Raw genomic sequence first — 16,421 nt, 5'->3', positions numbered from 1 at the left:
TCAGCGCAGCGGACGCCTCCTACCGTTCCTGGTCGCACACTTCGTGATCGACGCCGCCGCATTCGTGGGGTACCCCTGGGCGGCGGCGACGTGGCCCGCACTGTTCGGACTTCCCGGCTGAGTCGATCAGGCCGAAGCGGAACCGGCGAGGAGGATCGCGACGACCGCCCAGATCACGATCACCACGAGCGCGATGATCGCCGGCCGATCCCACTCGCGTCGGATCGGCGCATCGGACGCGGGCGCGGCGTCCCAGAGGTCGCGGATGTCCGTGAGTGCGTGAAGGCCGGATGACGGCTTGGGCTCGGAGTCCTCCCCGCGACCGGGGCGGGGTGGCCGGGCGCGGGCGGGTCCGCCGTAACAGGTGACCTCGCGCCCGTCGTCCAGGGAGAACAGCAGCTGCCACCGCAGGTCGACGTCGCGCACGCGACTCCAGTCGAAGCGCGTGCGGCGGAGCATGTTCTGGACGACGACACCGTGGGCATCCACGCGGACATGCGAGACGTAGCTGATCTCGTACACGATCCAGAGGGCGAGCAGCACCCACGGAGCGACGAGCAGCATCTGCTCCCAGCTTCCCCGAACGGCGGTGTCGCCGAGCAGGAACAAAGCCAGGAGGGCGCTGAAGACGAGGACGACCACGCCCGAGGGCGCGCGGTATGTGCGCGCGCCCTCGGGTTGTTGCGATGCGGTCACGCTCCGGCGCCTCCGAAGGTGAGGGACACGCCCGGGATCGCCTGGAGGAGGCGCTCCGTGTACTCCTCCTGCGGGTTCGCGAAGATCTCGTCGACAGTGCCCTGCTCGACGATCTTCCCCTTCTCCATGACGCAGACGAGATCGCTCGACACGCGGACGACGGCGAGGTCGTGCGTGATGAACAGGTACGTCAGGCCCAACTCGGACTGGAGGTCCGCCAGGAGGTTCAGCACCTGGTCCTGCACCAGCACGTCGAGCGCCGAGACCGCCTCGTCGAGGACGATGATGTCCGGCTTGAGGGCCAACGCCCGGGCGATCGCGACACGCTGCCGCTGTCCGCCCGAGAGTTCGCTCGGATATCTGCTCGCCAGAGCCTGCGGGAGAGCAACCTGCTCCAGCAACTCGTTGACTCGCTCACGCTGCGACGCGCGGCCACCGACGCCGTGGATCTGCATGGGTTCGGCGATCGTGCTGCCGATGTTGCGCAGCGGATCGAGTGATCCGTACGGGTCCTGGAAGACCGGCTGCATCCGACGACGGAGACCGAAGGACTGCGCGCGCGACAGGTTCGACACGTCGCGGCCGTCGATCTCGATCGTGCCGCTGGTGGGATCCTCCAGCTTGAGCACCATCTTCGCCACGGTCGACTTGCCCGAACCGGACTCGCCCACCAGCGCGAGGGTCTTGCCGCGCGGGATCTCGAAGGACACATCGTCCACTGCACGGAAGGCTTCACTGCGGAAGTTCCCCTGGCGGATCTTGTAGTCCTTGGTCAGCCCTGCGACGCGAACGGTCGGCGGGATCGCGGCGAGGTCGTCGCGCGTCTCGATGCCGCGGTCCGCGACCACGGCCTGGATCCGCTTCGACGCCACACTCGGTGCCGCCGCGACCAGCCGCTTCGTGTACGGGTGCTGCGGATCCTCGAGGATCTGTCGGCTCGGGCCCGCCTCGACGATGTTGCCGCCGTTCATCACGATGATCTTCTCGGCGCGTTCCGCGGCGAGTCCCAGATCGTGAGTGATCAGCAGCACCGAGGTGCCCTTGTCCCGCGTGAGCGTTGCCATGTGGTCCAGGATCACGCGCTGCACCGTGACATCGAGAGCCGATGTCGGCTCATCGGCGATGAGCAGCTTCGGATTGGCCGCGAGCCCGATCCCGATCAGCGCCCGCTGGCGCATGCCGCCGGAGAACTGATGCGGATACTGGTGCAGTCGGCGCTCAGCATCTGCGAGCCCTGCCTGCTGCAGCACCTCGACGGTCCGCGCCTTGACCGCGGCACGACCCTGGGCGATGCCGTTGGCTCGGACGGCCTCCTTCACCTGGAAGCCGATGCTCCACACCGGGTTCAGGCTCGACATCGGGTCCTGCGGCACGAATCCGATGTCGCGGCCTCGGACGGCTTCCATCTCTCTACGGCCGAGAGTGGTGAGCTCACGACCGTCGAGGGTGATGGAACCGCCCGTCACCTGTCCTGTACCGGCCAACAGGTCGATGATCGCCGTGGCGGTCGTGGATTTGCCGGAACCCGACTCCCCCACGATCGCGACGGTCTCGCCCGGGAGCACGTCGAAGCTGACACCGTGGAGGACTTCACGAAGCCCCTCCTGCGTGCGGAAGGCGACCTTCAAGTCGCGCACGCTCAGCAGGGGCACCTGGTCGGGAGTGCGTTCGCTCATCGGCGGGCCCTCGCCTTCGGGTCGAGGGCGTCTCGGATGAGTTCACCCAGGGTTACGAACGCGAGCACCGCCAGGGTGAGCGCGATCGACGGATAGATGAGCGCCATCGGAGCAACGCGCAGAGAAGCCTGAGCTTTACCGATGTCGAGGCCCCAGGACATCGTGTCGCTGCCCAGACCGACGCCGAGGAACGACAGCGTCGCCTCCGCGACGATCGCCGCCGCGAGTGCCAGCGTCGAGATCACCAGCAACGGCGCGAGCGCGTTCGGGACGACGTGGTTCACGAGAATCCGGAACTTCGACTGACCGAGCGCTTGCGATGCCATGACGAAGTCGGCCTGCCGGACCCTCAGCACTTCTGCGCGGACGACACGCGCCGTCGACGCCCAGGCGAACCCACCGATCGCGAAGGCGAGCGTCCACACGGACCGAGAGTCCTTGAAGACGGTCATCACGACCACGGCGGCGAGGATGTAGGGGATCGCGAAGAAAATGTCGCCGACGCGCGAGAGCACCGAGTCGAGCCATCCTCCGTAGAAGCCCGCGAGTGCACCCATGATGAGTCCGAGGATCGAAGAGATCACGGTGGCGATCAGGCCGACCGCGAGCGAGGTCCGCGACCCCCAGACGATGCGGGAGTAGATGTCGCAGCCCTGGAAGGTGAAACCGAGCGGATGGCCCTCGGTCGGACCGCCGTTGCTGTCCTTGAGGTAGCACCCTTTGTCCGGGGGCACCTGGGTGAACAGCGTGGGCCACAGCGCCATCAAGAGGAAGAAGAGCGCCAGGGCCACGGAGAACCAGAACAGCGGACGGCGACGCAGATCACGCCAGGCGTCGAGCCAGAGGTTACTGGGCTTGTCGGAGATCCTGACCGCATCGACGTGGATCGACTCGGTGTCGACAGGAGCGACGTAGTGCTTCTGAGAGGTGGGATCAGGCATAGCGAATCCTCGGGTCGAGCAGACCGTAGAGCAGGTCGATGACAAGGTTGACCAAGACGTAGAGGATGACGAACACCGTCACGAAAGAGACGACGGTGGGTCCTTCACCACGACGGATGGCTTCGAAAAGGGTGTTGCCGACGCCGGGGACGTTGAAGATGCCCTCCGTGACGGTCGCACCCACGAGCAGTACGCCGAAGTTCGTCGCTGAATTGGTGATGACGGGGATCAGGGAGTTGCGCAGCACATGCACCGGGAGCACGCGGCTGCGTGACAGACCCTTGCTGTACGCGGTGCGCACCCAGTCCTGGTTCAGCGTGTCGAGGACGGAGCTGCGCATCAGACGCATGCTCACGGCGTAGAGGCTGAACCCGAGGACGATCGCAGGCAGCCAGAGACCGCCCCAGTCGTTGTCCGCTCCCACCGTGGGTTTGAACCAGCCGAGTTGGATCGCGAGGAAGTACTGGGCGAGGAACGCCAACACGAAGATCGGGATCGCGATCGCGACGAGTGCCACGATGAGCGACACGTTGTCGAACAGCTTCCCCTTGCGCAGCGCCGAGAGGGTGCCGATGATGATCGCCAGCACGAACTCGATCCCGATCGCCATGACCGCGAGACGCCCGGTGACGGGGAGCGTCGCAGCGAGCACCGAGGAGACGGAGCGACCGGAGTAGGTGTTCCCGAGGTCGCCCTGGAGAACGCCGGTGATGTAGTACCAGTACTGCACCAGGAACGGCTGGTCCAGGTGGTACTGCTCTCGCAACTGTTCGAGGACCGCCGGGTTCGGGGTCTTGTCACCGAAGAGGGCGAGGACCGGATCGCCGGGCATGGCGAACACGAGGAAATAGATGAGCAGGGTGGCTCCGAAGAAGACCGGGATCACCTGCAGAAGACGTCTCAGAATGTAACCGAGCATCCGCTTGTCCCTTCTTGAGGGCAAAGAAAGCGAGGCGAACACAGCCCATGAGGCGGTGACGAAGAATCGTCACCGCCTCATGGGTGAAGTGCCGTCAGACTTTACTCGCCGGCCTTCGTGATCTCGTAGTACAGCGGGACCGAGTTCCAGCCGAACGTCACGTTGTCGACGTTCTCGCTGAACCCACCGGTCACGTTCGAGTACCACAGCGGGATCGCAGGCAGGTCCTGGAACAGGATCTCCTGTGCCTTGGTGAAGTCCTCGAGCTGCGCGTCGGGGTCGGGGTTGCTGATGCCCGCGGAGATGAGGTCGTCGAACTCAGGGTTCGAGTAGTCACCGTCGTTGGAACCGGCGCCCGTCGCGTAGAGCGGTCCGAGGAAGTTGTACAGACCCGGGTAGTCGGCCTGCCAGCCCGAACGTGCCGCCGTGGTGATGGTGCGGTCGTTGATCTTGCTGCGCAGGTCCTGGAAGGTCGGGTACGGGTCGCCCGAGGCCTCGATGCCGAGCGTGTTCTTGATGCTGTTGCTCACTGCGTCGACCCAGGCGTCGTGTCCGCCGTCGGAGTTGTAGGCGATCTTGAAGTCGCCCTCCCACGGAGCGATGGCGTCAGCCTCGGCCCAGAGTTCCTTGGCCTTCTCGGGGTCGTAGCTGAGGACCTCGTTGCCGGGGATCGAGTCGGACCAGCCGGCGATGACAGGGGACGTGAAGTCCGCCGCCGGGGTGCGGGTGCCGGAGAAGATCGTGTCGGTGATCTCCTCGCGGTTGATCGCCATCGACAGCGCCTGACGACGCAGCTTGCCCTCTTCGCCGCTGAAGTGCGGGAGGAACTGGCCGATGGTGAACGACTGGAAGACAGCCGAAGGCTGGTTGACCGCGCGGTCACCGAACTCATCCTGGAAAACGGGCAGAGCATTGGTCGGGATCGCGTCGATCACGTCGACCTCGTTGCTCTGCAGGTCGGCGTACGCCGATTCCTGCGTGGCGTAGAACTTGATCGTCAGACCGCCGTTGGCCGGCTTGCGCCCGCCCTCGTAGTCGTCGTTGCGGACGAGGTCGATCTGCACGTCGTGCTGCCATGCATCTTCGCCGTCGATCATGTACGGGCCGTTGCCGATGGGGTTCTGGCCGAACGCGTCCATGTCCTCGAAAGCGACATCGGGAAGCGGGTAGTAGGCGGAGTAGCCGAGACGCAGCGCGAAGTCCGAGGCCGGCTTGTTGAGCGCGATCGTGAACGTGTAGTCGTCCACCTGCTCCAGACCGGTGAGCTCGGAGTCCTCGTCGTAGCTGAACCCCTCGATGTCCTCGAAGAAGTAGCTGGAGAGGTGTGCGTTGGAGGCCTTCGCGCCCTCGTTCCACGCCTTGATGAAGTTGTCGGCGGTGACCTCTTCACCGTTGGTGAACGTCTGCCCCTCCTTCAGCTTCACGGTGAGGTGCTGAGGGTCTTCGGTGGTGATCTCCTCGGCCATGTCGTTGACCGGCTCGCCATCGGCGTCGTAGTAGACCAGACCCGCGAAGATCTCGTCGAGGATCTTGCCTCCGCCGACCTCGTTGGTGTTGGTCGGGATCAACGGGTTCTCGGGCTCGGAGCCGTTCGTGGTGATGATGGCGTCGGGATCGGCGTTCGAGCCGTTGCCACCGTCACCGTTGTTGCCGGATCCGCTTGCGCAGCCCGCGAGCGACAGAGCGCCGACCGCGAACAGCGCGACGCCCGCGAGGGCGATCTTGTTGCGCTTCACTTTGTGTCCTCCTGTGGACGTGGGAATTCTGCGCACTCACCATCGAGCGAGCAGGGATACCTGAGCGTAACCCGCACCCCCGCCCGCGCCGCGCTCAGCTAACGAACCGTTACTGAGTGGTGACCATCCGTAATCTCGCCGAAACACGCGCAGACAGGAAGACGGTGCCGCACCCCACGGAGGTGCGGCACCGTCTGCTCACATGAGCACGAGAACTCAGGCGAACGCCTCCACCGGCGGGCACGCGCACACGAGATTGCGGTCACCGTAGGCCTGGTCGATCCGGCGCACGGGCGGCCAGTACTTGCCTGCGACGAGGGCAGGCACGGGATAGGCCGCCTCCTCTCGCGTGTAGGCGTGGTCCCACTCCCCCGCGATCAGCGAGACCGCGGTGTGGGGTGCACGCACGAGCGGGTTGTCGTCGGCGGGCCAGCGTCCTGCGGCCACGGCGTCCGCTTCCGCCTTGATCAGGATCATCGCCTCGATGAAGCGCTCGATCTCGTCCAGGTCCTCCGACTCGGTCGGCTCGACCATGAGTGTGCCGGCGACCGGGAACGACATGGTCGGCGCGTGGAAGCCGTAGTCGATGAGGCGCTTGGCGACGTCGTCGACCGTGATGCCGGTCGCCTCCTTGAGTGGACGCAGATCGAGGATGCACTCGTGCGCGACCCGGTCGTTCTCACCCGTGTACAGGACGGGGAAGTGGGCCGAGAGGCGCTCCGCGATGTAGTTGGCCGAGAGCACGGCCGCCGCGGTCGCCCGTCGCAGCCCGTCAGCGCCCATCATGCGCACGTACGCCCAGGAGATCGGCAGGATGCCGGCGGAGCCGTAAGGAGCAGCCGAGATCACCCCGCCGTCGAAGGTGAAGCCACCGAAGTGCTCGGCGCGCTGCGCGAGAGGGTGCGAGGGGAGGAACGGCGCGAGGTGGGACTTCGCCGCCACCGGTCCGATGCCGGGTCCCCCGCCGCCGTGCGGGATAGCGAACGTCTTGTGCAGGTTGAGGTGCGAGACGTCGCCGCCCAGATCACCGAAGCGCGCATAGCCGAGCAGCGCGTTGAGGTTCGCACCGTCGACGTACACCTGCCCGCCCGCGTCGTGCACGGCGGCCGTGATCTCGACGACCTGCTCCTCGTAGACACCGTGTGTGGAGGGGTAGGTGATCATCAGGGCCGACAGGGAGTCGGCGTGCAGGGCGATCTTCGCGCGCAGATCGTCGAGGTCGACGTTGCCGAGCTCATCGGTCGCGACGACCACGACCTTCATACCCGCGAGCACGGCCGAGGCCGCATTCGTGCCGTGGGCGGACGACGGGATGAGGCACACCGTGCGGTGCTGGTCGCCGTTCGCGTGGTGGTAACCGCGTATCGCCAGCAGACCGGCGAGCTCACCCTGCGAACCGGCGTTCGGCTGCAGCGAGACGGCGTCGTATCCGGTGACCTCGGCGAGCCAGCCCTCGAGCTGCTCGATGAGCTCGAGGTAGCCCTGCACGTCGGAGGCCGGCGCGAACGGGTGGATACCGGCGAACTCGGGCCACGTGATCGCCGCCATCTCGGTCGCCGCATTGAGCTTCATCGTGCACGAGCCCAGCGGGATCATGCCTCGATCGAGCGCGTAGTCGCGGTCGGCCAGGCTCTTGAGGTACCGCATCATGGCGGTCTCCGAACGGTGCGAGTGGAACACGGGGTGCGTGAGGTACTCGTCCTGACGGAGCAGGTCGACCGGAAGCGCCCGCAGCTTCTCGGCGCCGAAATTCCCGAAAGCCCGCTCGTTCTTGCCACCGAAGACGCGGGTGACCTGGTGCAGCTCGCCGAGGGTCGTGGTCTCATCGACCGCGATCCCGACCGTGTCGGCGTCTGCGACATGGAGCAGGATGCCGTAGCCGTCGTGCGCCTGCGCGGCGTACTCGGCCGCCCGCCCGGGGACCCGCACCTGCAGGGTGTCGAAGAACTGGGCATGCACGATGTCGACGCCCGCCTCCGTCAGCCAGTCGCGCAGCAATGCGGCCTTCGCGGCCGTCTGCGTCGCGATCTCGCGGAGCCCATCCGGACCGTGATAGACCGCATACATCGACGCCATGACGGCCAACAGCACCTGGGCCGTGCAGATGTTCGACGTCGCCTTCTCGCGACGGATGTGCTGCTCTCGCGTCTGCAACGAGAGGCGGTAAGCGGGCTTGCCGTCGGCATCCACGGACACCCCGACGAGTCGGCCGGGCAGCTGACGCTCCAGACCGGCACGAACCGCCATGTAGCCCGCGTGCGGCCCGCCGAACCCCATCGGCACGCCGAAGCGCTGGGTCGTGCCGACCGCGACGTCGGCACCGAGCGAGCCCGGCGATGCGATCAGGGTGAGGGCGAGCAGGTCGGCCGCGGCGACCGCGAGTCCGCCCGCGAGGTGCGCAGCATCGAACACGGCGGTCGGATCCCAGAGCCGACCCGATGCTCCCGGATACTGGACGAACACGCCGAACAACTCGGCGGGCAGCTCCTCCCCCGCAGCGAAGTCGACGAAGACGAGCTCGATTCCGAGGGCCTCGGCGCGCGTCGCGAGCATCGCCTTGGTCTGCGGAAGCGCGTCCGCGTCGACGGCGAACACCGTGGAGGTCGACTTCGAGGCGCGTCGCGCGAGCAGCATCCCCTCGACGACAGCCGTGGACTCGTCGAGCATCGAGGCGTTGGCCGTGGTGAGCCCGGTGAGTTCGGCGACCATCGTCTGGAAGTTGATGAGAGCTTCCAGGCGCCCCTGGGAGATCTCCGGCTGATAGGGCGTGTACGCCGTGTACCAGGAGGGGTTCTCGAGCACGTTGCGCTGGATCACCTGCGGCGTGATGGTGCCGTAGTAGCCCAGGCCGATCATCGGACGGTTCACCGTGTTGCGCGAAGCGAGGTCCCGCAACTCGGCGAGCGCCTCGGTCTCGCTCGCGGCGGCAGGGATCCGCGACGTCGCGCTCCCGGCGTCGGACGACGGGCCGGTGTAGATCGACGCGGGGACGGCCTGACGCATCAGCGTCTCGACCGGACTCAGAGCGTCGTCTGCTCCGGAGATGTCCAGACCGAGAGCGCTGAGCATGGTGTGCTGCGCGGCATCCGTCGGTCCGATGTGACGATCGGCGAAAGTGACCACTGCGCGATCAGCCCTCCGTCAGTGCGACGTAGGCGTCGCGGTCGAGCAGTCCGTCCAGCGCGCCGGCAGCGACGGACACCTTGAGCAGCCAGCCGCCCTCGAACGGCGCCGCATTGACGAGCGAGGGATCGTCGACGGCCGCATCGTTGATCTCGACGACCGTTCCCGAGACCGGCGCGTACAGCTCGCCGACGGACTTGGTGGATTCGATCTCGCCGACGACCGCTCCCGCGGTGACCTCGGTGCCGACCGCGGGAAGCTCGACGAACACGACGTCACCCAGCTTCTCTGCGGCGTAATCGGTGATGCCGATCGTCACGGTGTCGCCGTCAGCGGCGATCCACTCGTGTTCTTCGGTGTAGTGGAGTGCGGCGAGGTCGGTCATTTGGTCCTCCGGTAGAAAGGCAGGGCGGTCACGGTCGCGGGGATTCTGGTCCCCCGCACATCAAGGAATACTGCGGTTCCCGCGTCAGCGGAAGAAGGGTGCACATAGGCCATCGCGATCGGATGTCCGAGTGTCGGGCTGAGGGCCCCGCTGGTGATCTCGCCGAGCGTGGTTCCGTCGCCGTCGACCACGGCGTATCCGGCTCGCCCGGCACGTTTGCCCTCGGCGACGAGGCCGACCAGCACCGGTGCATCGGATGTCTCGTCCTGCTCAGCGGCGAGGAGTGCCTCCTTGCCCACGAACCGCTCCTTCGCCGTCACGACGACGCGACCGAGCCCGGCCTGCGCCGGACGGGTCTCGAGGCTCAGCTCGTGGCCGTAGAGCGGCATGCCCGCTTCGAGGCGCAGCGTGTCACGCGCCGCGAGTCCGGCGGGAACGAGTCCGTGCGGAGCGCCTGCTGCGAGCAGGGCGTCCCAGAGGGCGACCGCGTCGTCGGCTGCGACGAGCAGCTCGAAGCCGTCCTCGCCGGTATAGCCGGTGCGCGCGAGGAGAACGGGCTTGCCGGCGTATCCGGCCGACGCCCAGGCGTAGTACTTCTGCTCATCCCAGGGGGTGCTGACATCGGTGAGGTCGGTGGTCGCCGCGAGGACGGCCTCCGCGTGCGGGCCCTGCACGGCGATGAGGGCGTAGTCGTCGGACACGTCCTGCACGACGACCCCGAAGCCCTCGGTGCGAGCGCTCAACGCAGCGGACACCGCGTCTCGATTGCCCGCGTTCGAGATGATGAGGTAGTCGTCATCGGCCAGGCGGTAGACGATCACGTCGTCGATGATCCCGCCGGACTCGGCGAGCAGCAGCGAGTACTTGGCCTTGCCGACCGCCAGCGCCGACAGCCGACCGGCGAGCGCATGGTCGAGGAACGCCCCGGCTCCGTCGCCACGCACGGTGAACTCGGCCATGTGCGAGATGTCGAACATCCCCACGCTCTGGCGCACCGCATGATGCTCGGCGAGGTCGGACGTGTAGCGGACCGGCATCTGCCAGCCGCCGAAGTCGGTGAACGAGGCGCCAAGCGCTTCGTGGCGTTCACGCAACGGGGTGTAGCGAGGTTCGGACATGGAGTTCTCCCGGGCTGTGTCGGGCGGAACGGCGGCGGGCCGTCCCTCGGAACTCCCCCTCTGTCATAGGCCTGAGAGTTTCACCCGTGCACAGAGGCGGGGCTTTCACCGTCGGCGGATCCGCACGGTCGCGGGATCGCTTTTCAGAGTGGCCGGACCCGCGCGGTACGCATACCTGAGAGATTGGCGGGGAGGCTTGCTCCTTCGGTGCCCGGCTGCGTTCGCCGGGGCTCTCCCGCGTGGGTCATACGGCCTGTCTTCAGTTGTGGGTCCAGTCTAGCCGGTCGGATCCTCGGTGCCGGATCCGCCGGAACGGCGTTCGAATCGCGCGATTTGAAGGCGGAGTGCCGACCGTCAGTTCGCGATGCCGAGTTCGCGGCGGACCTCGTCACGGAGACGTCCGAGGTTGTCCGGCTCGGGTGCCGCGCCCAGGAGGGTCTTGGTGTACTCGTGCTGCGGGTTCAGGATGACCTCGTCCGCCGGGCCCCGTTCGACGACATCGCCCTTGTAGAGCACCATGATCTCGTCGGAGAAGTGCCTCGCCGTCGCCAGGTCGTGCGTGATGTAGAGCACGCCCAGGTTCTCCTCACGCTGCAGTTCCGCCAGCAGGTTCAGCACCCCGAGACGGATCGACACGTCCAGCATCGAGACCGGCTCGTCCGCCACGATGAACCGTGCCCCGGGCGCGAGAGCCCGCGCGATGGCGACGCGCTGCCGCTGTCCACCGGACAGCTCATGCGGACGACGCTCGGCGAAACTCTCCCCCGGCGTCAACCGCACACGCTCGAGGAGCTCCACCGCGCGCTCCCGCACCTGCGTGCGCGACAGCTCCGGGTGGTGCAGGCGCAGCGGCCGCTCCAGGTGGTGCACGATCGTATGGAACGGGTTCAGCGAGGCGAACGGGTCCTGGAAGACCATCTGCACATCCGAGCGATAGGCCTCCAGCGCCCGACCTCCGGTCCCCGACGGCTTCCCGTCGAGGAGGATCTCCCCGCTGGTGGGAGTCTCCAGCTTCATGAGCATCCGCGCGATCGTCGACTTCCCCGACCCGGACTCTCCCACCAGAGCAACCGTCTTGCCCGCTTCGATCGTGAAGGACACATCCTTCACCGCATGCAGGACGCTCGATCGGAACCCCGAACGCAGATGGAAGTCCTTCACCAGGTTCCGCGCCTCCAACGTCGCCGTCCCCCCGGCACCGGTCGCGGTCTCTGTGGTGGTGTTCCCGTTCATCGCACGCCCTCCTGGCTGACGCCGGTGCGGACGAAGTCCCCCCGCTCGCCCTTGAGCGACGGGAAGCTCGACAGCAACCGCCGCGTGTATTCGTGCTGCGGGGTGCGGTAGATCTCTTCCGCCGTCCCCTCCTCGACGATCTGCCCCTGCAGCATGATCGCGATCCGGTCACTGATCTCGATCAGCATCGGGAGGTCATGCGTGATGAAGATCACCGCGAACCCCAGCTTCTCGCGAAGACGCATGATCTCCCGGATGATGCCGCGCTGCACGACCACGTCGAGCGCGGTGGTCGGCTCATCCATGATCATGACCTGAGGGTCGAGTGCCAGGGCCATCGCGATCATCATGCGCTGCCGCATACCGCCCGAGAGTTCGTGCGGGAAGCTCGTGAGCCGACTCGGATCGACGCCGACCAGCGTCAGCAGTTCCTCGGCTCGCTCCTGCTTGGCTTTCTTGCTCATGCCGGGGCGGTGCGTGTCGAAGATGTCGAAGATCTGCGCCTTGACGCTGATCACCGGGTTCAAGGAGTTCATCGCTCCTTGGAAGACCATGGAGATCTTGTCCCAGCGGAAGGCTCGGAGGCCTTCGCCATCGAGCCCGACGACGTCGATGTCCTGACCGTCTCGGTCGTGGAACACGATCTCCCCGGCCGTCATCAGCGCGGGTGCCTTGAGAAGGCGGTTCATCCCGTACGCCAGCGTCGTCTTCCCGCAGCCCGACTCCCCGGCGAGGCCGAGGATCTCCCCGCGGTTCAGGGTGAGCGAGACATCACGCACCGCCTTCACCGGCGGATCGACTTCGTACTCGATCGACACGTTCCGTGCCGTCAGCACCGGCTCGCTCATGCGGTGACTCCCTTGGTCTTGGCGGCCTTGCGCACACGACGCGCGGCCTCCGGCGCATTGCGCAGCTTCGGGTTTATGACCTCGTCGATCGCGAAGTTGATGAGAGACAGCCCGGCGCCGAGCAACGCGATCATGAGTCCGGGCGGCACGAACCACCACCACGCTCCGCGACCGAGAGCCTGCCCCGATTGGGCGTCGTTCAGGATCGATCCCCACGTGATCGACGAATTAGGGCCCAGGCCGAGATAGGACAGACCCGCCTCACCGAGGATCGCGAAGATGATGGCGAAGAGGAACTGTGCCGCGAGCAGAGGGAGCAGGTTCGGCATGATCTCCACGAGGATCACGCGGAAAGAGCGCTCCCCCGCGACCTTCGAGGCGTAGACGTAGTCCCTCGTGCGCAACGACCTCGTCTGCAGCCGCAGCACATAGGCGGCCCCGGCCCATGACGTGATACCGAGCACGAACGCGACGAGCTGCCAGCTGCGCTGCGGCACGAAGGAGGCGATCACCATCACGAGCGGCAACCCGGGGATCACGATCATCACGTTGGTGAGGAGCGCGAGTCCGTCCTCCCGCCATCCGCCCAGGTAGCCCGCCAGGACACCGAACAAGAGGGAGAGGATGATCGCGATGCCGCCGGCGGTGACGCCGATGAGCAGCGAGCCCTGGGCACCGATGGCGAGCTGGGCGAACATGTCGTTGCCGAGCTTGGTCGTACCGAGCCAGTGCTCCGCGGAGGGCGGCTGGAGCGCGGGGTTCGCGGTGCTGCGCGGATCCTGCGTGAAGAAGGGCGCGATGATCGCGAAGAGCACGATCGCGACCACGATGCTCGCGCCGACGATGAACTTGGGTGAGGTGCTGGGCAGGATACGGCGCCGCTTGCGCCCTTGCTGAGTGGCCAAGGAGATCGTGCTGGCCGGTGCCGTGATCGGCGGCTCCTGCGTCAGGAGCGGGTTCTTCGTGTCAGACATTCTGGCGAGCCCTCGGGTCGATGAAGCCATAGACGAGGTCCATGATGAAGTTGGCGGCGAGCACCGTCAGGGTGATGACGAGGAACAGTCCCTGCATCAGCGCGTAGTCGTTGTTGGTCACGGCCTGGAACATCAGCTTGCCGATGCCGGGGTAGGTGAACACCTGCTCCATGACGATGGAACCGGCGACCACGAAGCCGAGTGTGATCGAGAACCCCGCGATCGAGGGGATCGCCGCGTTGCGAGCCGCGTACGTCGTCATGATGCGTCGCGGACGAAGCCCCTTGGCCTCCGCCGTGAGCACGTAGTCCTCGGCGAGGGTCGACACCATCATGTTGCGCATGCCGAACATCCAGCCACCGACCGAACTGATCACGATCGTGATCGCCGGGAGGATCGCATGCGCCACGGCATCGGTGAAGAACGCCCACGTCGGCTCGGGGCCGTCCGGATAGTCGAACACGTCGTAGCCGCCGAAGATCGGGAACCAGCCGAGGCCGACCGCGAACACGGCGACCAGGATCAGGGCCATCCAGAAGTACGGGATCGACTGGAGGACGGTGGTCGCGGGGATCAGGTGGTCGACCCAGGTGCCGCGCTTCCAGCCGGCCCAGGCGCCGAGCACGACGCCGAGCACGAAGGAGATGACGGTCGCGGTGCCGACCAGGACGAGCGTCCACGGAAGAGCGCCGGCGATGAGCTCCGTCACCGGAGTGGGGAACTTCGTGACCGAGACACCGAGGTCGCCCTGGAACATGCGTCCCCAGTACGCCAGGTACTGCTCCCACAGGGAGGAGTCGTCGCCGCCGAGCAGGAGCTTGATGTTGCGGATGGCCGTCTCGGAGACCTCGCCGCCGGCCCGCTGCATCTTGGCGATCATGATGTCGGCCGGGTTCCCCGGCATGAGCCGGGGAAGAAGGAAGTTGATGGAGATCGCGGCCCAGAGCGTGAACGCGTAGAACCCGATTCTTCGTGCATAGAACTTCATGTCACTGTTTCCTGACTTCCTTCTTCCCCGACTCCTCTCGGTTACTTGACCGGCTGCAGCTGCGTCAGGACGTAGCCCGCCGCGATCGCGCCCCAGGACGGCGGGAAGGCGTAGAGGTCTTCCTCGGTCGGCCAGCCCGTGAAGTCCTTCGTGTTGTAGAAGGTCTGGGTCGCGTTGATGACGAGCGGGATGTAGGGCAGGTCACGCACGATCTCGGTCTGGATCGTGCCGTAGAGTTCCTTCTTCTCCGCCTCGTCGTTGGTGCTGATGGCCGACTGGATCGCCTCGTCGACGACGGGGTTGTCGTAGCGGCTGAAGTTCCAGCGGCCCGCCGGGACCTCAGCACCCACCGGGCTGGTCGACTGGACGGTGGTGCCGCCGAACCAGTCACGGTAGATCTGGAACGGGTCCGCCACGGAGGTGCCGATGACACCACCGACGATCAGCTGGAACTCGCCACCCTGCCGGGCGTCGGAGAACTCCTGCCACTGCACCGTCGACGCGGTGATCTTGATTCCGGCGGCCTCGGCCTGCTCGGCGATCAGCTTCGCGGCGTCGTTGTAGTCCGTCCACCCGTCGACCGAGGTGAGGGTCAGCTCGAGGGGCACGCCGTCCTTCTCATAGATGCCGCTCGAACCCTTGGTGTAGCCCGCCGCCTCGAGGATCTCCCCCGCCTCGGCGACGTTCGCCTCCTGCGGGCTGACCTCGTTGGCAGGGTCCGCGACCCACTTCTCGTCGCGCGGCAGCAGGGCGAACGTCGGCGAGATGTCACCGGTCAGACCGACGAAAGCCTTGTCCTTGATGGTGGCGCGGTCGATCGCAGCGTTGAGCGCCTGGCGCACGGCGACGTCGGTCTGCGGACCGGTGCAGCCGAGGTCGGCGTTCGAGCAGGTGTACAGCACGGTCGGGTCCTGCGGGGTGTTGATCCAGTCGATCTTCCCGTTGCCGGTCACGTCGTCCGGGTTCGGGATGAACATGCCCGTCCAGTCGAGCTTGCCGGCCGCCAGCAGATCCTGCGCGGTCTGGTTGTTGTCGACGGCGATGTACTGGACCTTCTTGACGCCGAGCTTGTCGGCATCGCGGAAGTTCTCGTTCGCGACGAGGGTGTACGACTCGCTCGTGGTCTTGTCGACGACGTAGGCCCCGGAGCCGACGGGCTCCTCGTTCGTGAAGTTCGCGAAGTCGGTGACGTCCGCCCAGATGTGCTCGGGGAGGATGTAGGTCGAGCCCAGACGCTGGAACTCGGTCGTGTACTGCGCCGACGAGTAGGTCAGCACGACGGTGGTGTCGTCCGTGGCTTCGGCGGAGACCAGGCCGTTGCCCTCGGGGTTGTTGGCCTCGTAGTTGAAGGAGAACGCGACGTCGTTCGCGGTGAGCGGCTCGCCGTCGCTCCAGGTGAGGTCGGGCTTGATGGTGATCGTGATCGCCGTGCCGTCCTCGTTGTACTCGAACGTGTCGCCGATGAGTCCGACGGGCTCGGAGTCAGCCGTCTTGTTGAAGAAGAACAGCGGCTCGTAGATCGGCCCGAGCGCGCCGTGGAGCACGGTCGGTGCGAACGGGTTGTAGTTCGCGGTGATCGGTGTCTGGCTGCCGGCCCAGACACGAAGGGCGCGGTCGCTGTCGGCGTTGTCATCGCCGCTGCCGCCGGTGCCACAGGCGGTCAGGCCCAGGGCGAGGACGGATGCTCCGGCGATGGCGGTGAGCGCGAGCTTGCGCTTTCCGTTTCGGATCATTTCTCTTGTTTCCTCTCGGTGCTGCACTGCAGGAGGGATCGCTCCGGATGG

The 16,421-nt window shown here is 66.4% G+C and carries 13 protein-coding genes and 2 riboswitches; all 13 genes read right to left on the bottom strand.

Annotated elements, in window-relative coordinates:
- Positions 1-126 precede the first annotated feature (126 nt).
- Positions 127-696 (bottom strand): PH domain-containing protein, encoded by a 570-nt coding sequence (locus L978_RS11805; protein ID WP_047523256.1) that lies wholly within the window; start codon positions 694-696, stop codon positions 127-129.
- On the bottom strand, positions 693-2,372 hold the full coding sequence (locus tag L978_RS11800; RefSeq protein ID WP_047523255.1) for a dipeptide ABC transporter ATP-binding protein: 1,680 nt from the start codon (positions 2,370-2,372) through the stop codon (positions 693-695). The genes L978_RS11805 and L978_RS11800 overlap by 4 nt, the downstream gene beginning before the upstream one ends.
- Positions 2,369-3,313 (bottom strand): ABC transporter permease, encoded by a 945-nt coding sequence (locus L978_RS11795; RefSeq protein ID WP_047523254.1) that lies wholly within the window; start codon positions 3,311-3,313, stop codon positions 2,369-2,371. Before L978_RS11795 ends, L978_RS11800 begins: the two co-directional genes overlap by 4 nt.
- Positions 3,306-4,232 carry an ABC transporter permease gene (locus tag L978_RS11790; protein WP_047523253.1) on the bottom strand — a complete coding sequence of 309 codons (927 nt, stop codon included), beginning with the start codon at positions 4,230-4,232 and terminating at the stop codon, positions 3,306-3,308. The genes L978_RS11795 and L978_RS11790 overlap by 8 nt, the downstream gene beginning before the upstream one ends.
- A 101-nt stretch (positions 4,233-4,333) precedes the next feature.
- On the bottom strand, positions 4,334-5,968 hold the full coding sequence (locus L978_RS11785; protein ID WP_047523252.1) for a peptide ABC transporter substrate-binding protein: 1,635 nt from the start codon (positions 5,966-5,968) through the stop codon (positions 4,334-4,336).
- Positions 5,969-6,184: 216 nt separating this feature from the next.
- Positions 6,185-9,037 carry an aminomethyl-transferring glycine dehydrogenase gene (gcvP, locus tag L978_RS11780; RefSeq protein WP_052193650.1) on the bottom strand — a complete coding sequence of 951 codons (2,853 nt, stop codon included), beginning with the start codon at positions 9,035-9,037 and terminating at the stop codon, positions 6,185-6,187.
- A 61-nt stretch (positions 9,038-9,098) separates the two neighbouring features.
- Positions 9,099-9,476: a glycine cleavage system protein GcvH gene (gene gcvH / locus L978_RS11775; RefSeq protein ID WP_046749583.1), complete on the bottom strand. Its 378-nt coding sequence runs from the start codon at positions 9,474-9,476 to the stop codon at positions 9,099-9,101.
- Positions 9,473-10,594, bottom strand: coding sequence for a glycine cleavage system aminomethyltransferase GcvT (gene gcvT, locus L978_RS11770; protein ID WP_047523250.1), 1,122 nt, complete (start codon positions 10,592-10,594; stop codon positions 9,473-9,475). Before gcvT ends, gcvH begins: the two co-directional genes overlap by 4 nt.
- Before the next feature lie 53 nt (positions 10,595-10,647).
- Positions 10,648-10,746: riboswitch (glycine riboswitch) on the bottom strand.
- 1 nt (position 10,747) lies between these two features.
- Positions 10,748-10,842, bottom strand: a riboswitch (glycine riboswitch).
- 106 nt (positions 10,843-10,948) lie between these two features.
- Positions 10,949-11,827 carry an ABC transporter ATP-binding protein gene (locus L978_RS11765; protein WP_052193645.1) on the bottom strand — a complete coding sequence of 293 codons (879 nt, stop codon included), beginning with the start codon at positions 11,825-11,827 and terminating at the stop codon, positions 10,949-10,951.
- Positions 11,824-12,675: an ABC transporter ATP-binding protein gene (locus L978_RS11760; RefSeq protein WP_047523249.1), complete on the bottom strand. Its 852-nt coding sequence runs from the start codon at positions 12,673-12,675 to the stop codon at positions 11,824-11,826. The genes L978_RS11765 and L978_RS11760 overlap by 4 nt, the downstream gene beginning before the upstream one ends.
- Positions 12,672-13,649, bottom strand: a complete 978-nt coding sequence (locus L978_RS11755; protein WP_047523248.1) for an ABC transporter permease — start codon at positions 13,647-13,649, stop codon at positions 12,672-12,674. The genes L978_RS11760 and L978_RS11755 overlap by 4 nt, the downstream gene beginning before the upstream one ends.
- On the bottom strand, positions 13,642-14,637 hold the full coding sequence (locus L978_RS11750; protein WP_047523247.1) for an ABC transporter permease: 996 nt from the start codon (positions 14,635-14,637) through the stop codon (positions 13,642-13,644). Before L978_RS11750 ends, L978_RS11755 begins: the two co-directional genes overlap by 8 nt.
- Before the next feature lie 41 nt (positions 14,638-14,678).
- On the bottom strand, positions 14,679-16,370 hold the full coding sequence (locus L978_RS11745; RefSeq protein ID WP_047523246.1) for an ABC transporter substrate-binding protein: 1,692 nt from the start codon (positions 16,368-16,370) through the stop codon (positions 14,679-14,681).
- Between the last annotated feature and the right edge of the window lie 51 nt (positions 16,371-16,421).

This window comes from Microbacterium sp. ZOR0019 (genome assembly GCF_000800925.1).
Classification (GTDB): Bacteria; Actinomycetota; Actinomycetes; order Actinomycetales; family Microbacteriaceae; genus Microbacterium; species Microbacterium aurugineum.
Note: the sequence above shows the minus strand (reverse complement) of the source record. Positions and strands in the feature narration are given on the sequence as shown.